The sequence below is a fragment of the Methylobacterium sp. CCH5-D2 genome (assembly GCF_001556475.1).
Lineage (GTDB): Bacteria > Pseudomonadota > Alphaproteobacteria > Rhizobiales > Beijerinckiaceae > Methylobacterium > Methylobacterium hispanicum.
In genome coordinates this window covers 1-6,658 of the sequence record NZ_LSIX01000373.1, presented here as the reverse complement: position 1 = coordinate 6,658, position 6,658 = coordinate 1, and the positions used below count along the sequence as shown (strand labels likewise).

The window sequence follows — 6,658 nt, the reverse complement described above, 5'->3', positions numbered from 1 at the left end:
CAGATCTGAGCACGCCATCGACGCGCGTTCAGGTCGAGCCCTACCTGGAAGCCTCGTACCCCTCACCCGGCTTTCTGCGGAAGCAGACCTCTCCCTATGGGAGAGGGGACCCGCGCTTCGGTCCGAGACGATGCGTCAGACCGAACCCACCGACCGGAACCCGTATCACGTGCCTGTCCAGCTCGGCTTCTTCTTGGCGAGAAAGGCTTCGACGCCGATCTTGAAGTCGCGGCTGCCGTAGCATTCCGCCACCAAATCGTCGCCGTCGGGGAGCCCGTCGCCGACCACCCGCCGGATACCCTCCTTGACGACGCGCATCGTGACGGGCGCGTTGGCGAGAAGCTTGGAGACCATCGCGCCGACGCGCTCGTCCAGCAGCTCCGGCTCGGCGATCTCGGCGACGAAGCCCGCCGCCCTCGCTTCCTCGGCGCCGAGCACCTCGGCGAGCATCAGCACGCGCTTGGCGCGCGCGACGCCGAGCGCGGCGACGACGCGGGCGACGTTGGCGATCGACAGGCAGTTGCCGAGCGTCCGCGCGATCGGGATGCCGAACTTGGCCTGGGGCGTGGCGATGCGGAAATCGCAGGCCGCCGCGATGGCGAGGCCGCCGCCGATCGCCCATCCGTCCACGACCGCGACCGTCGGCACGGGCAGGCGCTCGATCTGGCCGATGCGCGTGTCGATCACCGCCTCGTAGGCCAGCCCGTCCTGGCCGGTCTCGAATCCGCGGAACTGCTCGATGTCGGTGCCGGCGACGAACGCGTCGCCGCCCGCGCCGCGGAAGGTGACGGCGCGGACATCGCCCTCGCGGACGATGCGCTCGCAGATCTCGCCCAGCGCGTCGTACATCGCCCAGGTCATGGCGTTGCGCGCCTCGGGACGGTCGAACACGACCGCGCCGACCCCGTTCTCGACGGTGTAGTGGACCTGTCCGCTCATGCGCCGAACGCTCCCCGCGCCTTCAATCCCGCGATCTCGCCCGCATCCAGGCCGATCTCGGCCAGAACGCCCTCGGTGTGCTCGCCGAGCAGCGGCGGATGCCGGCGGATCTGCTGCGGGGTGCCCATCAGCTTCACCGGAAAGCCGATATTGGGCACCGTGCCCTCCAGCGGATGCGGGATCTCGAGGCGCATGTTGCGGTGCCGGCCGTGCTCGCTCTCGAACGCTTCCGGGTAGGTGCTCATCTTGCCCGCCGGAATGCCGACCGCCAGCAGCTCGTCGACCCATTCATCCGAGGTCTTGATGACGAAGGTCTTCTCCAGCTCCTCGATCAGCGCGGCGCGGTTGCGCAGGCGCAGCGGGTTGCTCGCGAAGCGCTCGTCCGCCAGCAGATCCTCCCGGCCGATCTGTCCGCAGAGCTGCACCCAGAGCTTCTGGTTGGTCGCCCCCATGACGAAGTAGCCGTCCTTGGAGGCCACCGCCTGGTAGGGCGCGCTCATCTTGTTGGAGGTGCCGACCGGGCCGGGCACGACGCCGGTACCCCAGTACTCGGACGTATCCCAGATCGAGAAGGCGAGCGCCGCCTCGAACAGGGAGGCGTCGATGTACTGGCCCTCACCGCTCTTCTGCCGGCCGATATAGGCGCTGAGCAGCGCGTAGGTGCAGAACAGCGCGCAGCCGATGTCGGCGACCGGCACGCCCGCCTTGACCGGCGGCATGCCCGGATGGCCGGTCACGCTCATCACGCCGGACATGGCCTGCGCCATCAGGTCGAAGCCGGGACGGTCGGCCCAGGGGCCGGTCTGGCCGAAGCCGGAGATCGAGGCGTAGATCAGCCTCGGGTTGATCGCCTTCAGCGTCTCGTAATCGACGCCGAGCTTCTTCACCACGCCCGGGCGGTAGTTCTCGACCAGGATGTCGGCCGTCTCGACCAGCCGGTAGAAGGTCTCGCGGCCCGCCTCGCTCTTCAGGTCGAGCGTGATCGAGCGCTTGTTGCGGTTCATGTTGAGGAAGCCCATCGAGTCGGGCCCCTTCATCTTGAATCCCATCGCCGAGCGGGTCTGGTCGCCGGTCGGCGGCTCGATCTTGATCACGTCGGCGCCGAGATCGGCGAGCAGCATGGTCGAGAACGGGCCGGCCATGACCTGGCTGAAATCCAGCACCCGCACGCCCGACAGCGGGAGCGGCGCCGCCGGGGTGCCCCGGTCCGCCTCCGGGTGCGCTGTGGGGTTCGCCTCGCGGTGTTCGTGCGTGTCGGTCATCGGTCCCTCCGAAGCCGCCGAGCGGCCGGTGTCCTGTAATCAATAATTAGATCGACGCGGACGGTCGTCCCCGACAGGGGCGCCGCCGTCCCGGGTCGCGGCTAGGCCTAGGCCTGACGCGCCGCGGGATGCCGGCCCGCGGCGTCCTCGGCCGACTTTCGCCGGATGAAGTCGCGGGCGATGCCGACGGTGGTTCCGGTCACGTGCTTCTCCAGCAGGGCGCCCAGCGTATCGCCGTCGCGCGCTTCCAGAGCCGCGATCATCTGCTCGTGCTCGAGCACCGCGGCGCGCCAGTGCTCGGGGGTCTTGCGCATCACGAATCGGCAGGAATGGATCCGCGTCAGCACCTGCTGGTAGTAGGCGTGCAGCGTCGCGTTGCCGGCGATGACGAAGAACGCGTCGTGGATGCGCCGGTTGGCGGCCAGATAGTTCGGCTCGTCGCCGGCCGCGTAGAGGCGCATCATCTCGTCGTGGAGCGCCCGCACGCGGGCGATGTCCGCATCCGTGGCGGCCGCGCAGGCGAGCTTGCCCGCGAGCCGCTCGAGCGAGGCCATGATCGGGAACAGCTCGTTGACCTGATCCTCGGTGATCCGCGCGACGATGGCGCCGCGATGGGGCATGATCTGCAGCACGCCCTCGGCCGCCAGCACCTTCAGCGCTTCGCGGATCGGCGTGCGCGACACCCCGAAGCGCTCGCAGAGCTGCTCCTCGGGCACCTTCTCGCCGGCGCGGAGCTCGCCCGAGAGGATCATCTCGCGCAGCGGCGCGACGAGCGACTCGTGCAGGCTCTGGCGGATCAGCGTCTTGCCGGACATGGGGCAGCTCCACCGTCTCGCCCGCCGGTCCGGGGCATCGCGGAACAGGACCATTCTCTCACATCCGCGCTCATGTCGAGCCGATCTCCCGCTGCGGCGGCAGCGCCTTCCGGCGCAGGCCGATCCCTGCTTCGCGCAGCACTCTCGAGATCAGCGGCAGGCAGAGCAGCAGGATGCCCAGCGCCATCATCGTCCCGACGAGGCCGTTCGACCAGAAGATCGAGGCCGAGCCGCCCGAGGTGAGCATCGCCTGCCGGAAGGCGTCCTCGGCCTTGTCGCCCAGCACCATGGCCAGCACGAAGGGCGCGAGCGGGTAGTCGAGCTTCTTGAAGACGTAGCCGGCGACCCCGAAGACCAGCGCGAGCCAGATGTCGAAGGTGTGGCTGGCCACCGTGTAGGCGCCGATGATGCAGATCACGGTGATCATCGGGCCGACGATGCGGAAGGGCGCGCGCAGGATGTAGGCGAACATCGGCACCGTCGCGAGCACGAGGATCACCGCGATGATGTTGCCGAGATACATGCTGGCGATGAGGCCCCAGACGAAGTCGGGCCGCGTGGTGAAGAGCATCGGCCCGGGCGCCAGGCCCCAGATCATCAGCCCGCCCATCATCACGGCCGCTGTCGCCGAGCCCGGGATGCCGAGCGCCAGCATCGGCAGGAGCGCGCAGGAGCCGGCGGAATGGTCGGCGGTCTCCGGCGCCACGATGCCCTCCGGCGCGCCCTTGCCGAAGCGCGTCTTGTCCTTCGCGAAGCGGGCGCCGATCGCGTAGCTCATGAAGGAGGCCGCGGTCGGGCCGCCGGGGGTGATGCCCATCCAGCAGCCGATGAGCGCGCTGCGCACGATCGTGGCCCAGTAGCGGGGCAGTTCGAGCACGGCCCGGACGATCTCGCGCAGGCTCAGCCGGGCCTTCACGCCGTGGAACTGGAGGTTCTCCTCCATGGTCATGATCAGCTCGCCGAGGCCGAACAGGCCGATGACCGCGACGAGGAAGCTCACGCCGCCGATCAACTGCTCGAAATCGAAGGTGAGCCGGCTCTCGCCCGAGATGGTGTCGGCGCCGATGGTGGCGCAGGCAAAGCCCAGCATCATCGAGACCAGCGTCTTGAAGGGCGAGCCGCTCGACATCCCGATGAAGCTCGCGAACGCCATGAAATACACGGCGAAGTACTCCGCCGCGCCGAACCGGAGCGCGAAGTTCGCCACCCAGCCCGACAGCAGCGTGATGACGATGACGCCGGTGAGCGCCCCGATCCCGGCCGACGAGAAGGCGAGCGTCAGCGCGCGCACCGCCTCGCCCTGCCGGGCCATCGGATAGCCGTCGAAGGTCGTGGCGACCGAGGAGGGCTCGCCCGGGATGTTGAACAGGATCGAGGTGGTCGAGCCGCCGAACAGCGCGCCCCAGTACATGCTGGTGAGCAGGATGATCGCCGAGACCGGATCCATCGAGAAGGTCAGCGGCAGCAGGAGCGAGACGCCGTTGGGCGCGCCGAGGCCCGGCAGGACGCCGACGACGAGGCCGAGCAGGACCCCGCCGACCATGATGAGCACGTGGTGGGTGCTGAGCGCGACGGCGAAGCCGTCGAGAAGCAGGCTGATGTTGCTCATGGTCCGCGCCTCAATAGATGCCGACGGCGTTCAGCACGGGCCCCTTCAGCAGGGGCACCATGAACAGCTTCTCGAAGATGACGAAGTTGACGACCGCGACTGCGAGGCTTGCCGCGATCGCTGTCGCGAGCCTCAGCCTTCCGGGCACGTACATCGCGTAGAAGATGTAGATCGCCATCCCGATGTAGAGGCCGAGCCAGGCCGAGAGTGCGGCGAAGGCCACGATCGGCAGGAAGAACAGGATCGCGGCGCGGGCGCGCTCAGCGTCCAGGAAGGGCGGCGCCCCCGCGACCGGCCGCAGCAGCGCCTGCGCGCCGGTGACGGCGCTGCCGAGGACGATCAGGCAGCCGACGCAGAAAGGGAAGAAGCCGGAGCTCGGGCCGGATTCCTCCCAGGCGATGCCGTTCTCCAGCGCGCCGTAGCAGACGGTCAGGCCGATGAGCGCGGTTGCGGCCGACGTCGCGATCTCGCCGGTCCGGCGTGAGATGTCCATGGGCATGATCCTGCCGTTCCGTCCCGGCCTTGCGCGCGGGCGGTCAGATCCGTCTGCTCGGGTTCCGGATGCGCGGCGCCGTCGGCGCCGCCGCCGCACCTCAATCCACTGCGCCCTTCAGCCAGCCGTTGTTCTTGTAGTACTCGGCGTAGGTCGCCCGATGCCGGGCGATGAAGGCCTTCAGCTCGTCGCCGGTGAGCGTGCGCGGGATCTGCGCGCCGCGTGCCATGTAGCCCTTGAACTCCTCGGTCTGCGCGACCTTCCGGAGGAGGTTGGTGTAGTAGGCCAGCGCCTCCGGCGGGAGGCCCTTGGCCGCCCAGATGGTGCGCGGCTGGGCGAAGGACTTGATGTCGAGGCCTGCCTCGATGCAGGTCGGGATCGCGTTCCAGGACATGCCGTCGGCGATGACCGTGGTGTCGGCCAACCGGGCCTCCTCGAACACGCAGAGCGGCTTCTGCACGCCGGCCCGCCACTGCTCCACGCTCTCGCTCGGATTGTTGACGTTGGCCTGGATGTGGCCGCCCGCGACCTGCACGGCGGCCTCGCTGCCGCTCTTGTACGGGATGTAGGAGAGGTCGATGCCGGCCGCCTTCTCGATGAGCGTCATCAGGGTCTCGTCGGCTTCCTTGGCCTTGGCGCCGCCGACCTTGATGGATCCGGGCGCCGCCTTCGCCTTCTCGATGAAGCCCTTCACGTCCGCGATGCCGGAGGCCTTCGGGTTCACCCACAGGATGAACGGGTCGAAGGTCATCGCCGCGACCGGCTCCAGGTCCTTCAGGCTGTAGGACAGCTTGTTGGCCAGCGGCAGGGCGTATGCGTCCTGTGTGCCGAAGAAGAGCTTGTAGGGATCGCCGCCCGAGGTCTTGGCGTAGATGAAGGTCTCGGCCCCGCTACCGCCGGCCTTGTTGGTGACGATGACCGGCACATCGAGGAGCTTCTCCTTCGACAGGGCCGACTGCACGACGCGGGCGAAAAGGTCCGTCCCGCCGCCGGGACCGGCGGCTGCGACGAACTCGACGGGACGTTCCGGCTTCCAGTCGGCCGCGGCCGGGGCTGCCACGGCGAGCGCTGCGGCAGCCGCCAGGGCTGCCGTCTTGCACGACTTCGGGCGCATGGTCTCTCCCTGAGTAACGATTCTTATAGGCTCGGCACCGTGAGCGCCGGCCGCGTTTCGCATCAATAATTATAGATGCATTCGCGGGAGGCTGACAAGCGCTCGGGGATGAACCCTGGGGAGATCGCACCCCGAGACGCGCGGCGATGCCCGGGTCGTCGAAGCGCGTGCTTGCATCGCGGAATGCCGCGCGGTGTCGGCGCCGATGCTCGGTCGGTACGCCGGAGGGCGTCGCGGCGGTGGGCGCCGGTGATACCGTTTTCGGTTGATGGGTCCGGCTCAACGCATCGTCTCGGAACGAAGCGCGGGTCTCCTCTCCTGCAGGGCAGGGCGATCGCATATGGCGGGGGTCGTCTCCTAGATCGCGCTGGGGAACCGCGCCGCGCCCCCTCTCCCATAGGGAGAGGGTTGGGGTGAGGGGTATGA

At 68.7% G+C, this 6,658-nt stretch carries 6 protein-coding genes; all 6 read right to left on the bottom strand.

Going from position 1 to position 6,658, the window contains the following annotated elements; all coding sequences use genetic code 11:
* Positions 1-165: 165 nt before the first annotated feature.
* Positions 166-939 (bottom strand): enoyl-CoA hydratase/isomerase family protein, encoded by a 774-nt coding sequence (locus AX737_RS09560; RefSeq protein WP_066920874.1) that lies wholly within the window; start codon positions 937-939, stop codon positions 166-168.
* Entirely contained in the window at positions 936-2,201 is a 1,266-nt protein-coding gene (locus tag AX737_RS09555; RefSeq protein ID WP_066920872.1) for a CoA transferase, read from the bottom strand. The genes AX737_RS09560 and AX737_RS09555 overlap by 4 nt, the downstream gene beginning before the upstream one ends.
* Before the next feature lie 107 nt (positions 2,202-2,308).
* Positions 2,309-3,016: a GntR family transcriptional regulator gene (locus AX737_RS09550; RefSeq protein ID WP_066920870.1), complete on the bottom strand. Its 708-nt coding sequence runs from the start codon at positions 3,014-3,016 to the stop codon at positions 2,309-2,311.
* A gap of 70 nt (positions 3,017-3,086) precedes the next feature.
* Entirely contained in the window at positions 3,087-4,625 is a 1,539-nt protein-coding gene (locus tag AX737_RS09545) for a tripartite tricarboxylate transporter permease (protein ID WP_066920868.1), read from the bottom strand.
* Between the two features lie 10 nt (positions 4,626-4,635).
* Positions 4,636-5,118, bottom strand: coding sequence for a tripartite tricarboxylate transporter TctB family protein (locus tag AX737_RS09540; protein ID WP_066920866.1), 483 nt, complete (start codon positions 5,116-5,118; stop codon positions 4,636-4,638).
* Between the two features lie 100 nt (positions 5,119-5,218).
* On the bottom strand, positions 5,219-6,232 hold the full coding sequence (locus AX737_RS09535) for a tripartite tricarboxylate transporter substrate-binding protein (protein WP_066920864.1): 1,014 nt from the start codon (positions 6,230-6,232) through the stop codon (positions 5,219-5,221).
* Positions 6,233-6,658: the final 426 nt, after the last annotated feature.

What these genes read in the sequence shown, in the direction of transcription:
- AX737_RS09560 (WP_066920874.1), bottom strand. Translation starts at nt 939, where the DNA reads ATGAGCGGACAGGTCCACTACACCGTCGAGAACGGGGTCGGCGCGGTC.
- AX737_RS09555 (WP_066920872.1), bottom strand. Translation starts at nt 2,201, where the DNA reads ATGACCGACACGCACGAACACCGCGAGGCGAACCCCACAGCGCACCCG.
- AX737_RS09550 (WP_066920870.1), bottom strand. Translation starts at nt 3,016, where the DNA reads ATGTCCGGCAAGACGCTGATCCGCCAGAGCCTGCACGAGTCGCTCGTC.
- AX737_RS09545 (WP_066920868.1), bottom strand. Translation starts at nt 4,625, where the DNA reads ATGAGCAACATCAGCCTGCTTCTCGACGGCTTCGCCGTCGCGCTCAGC.
- AX737_RS09540 (WP_066920866.1), bottom strand. Translation starts at nt 5,118, where the DNA reads ATGGACATCTCACGCCGGACCGGCGAGATCGCGACGTCGGCCGCAACC.
- AX737_RS09535 (WP_066920864.1), bottom strand. Translation starts at nt 6,232, where the DNA reads ATGCGCCCGAAGTCGTGCAAGACGGCAGCCCTGGCGGCTGCCGCAGCG.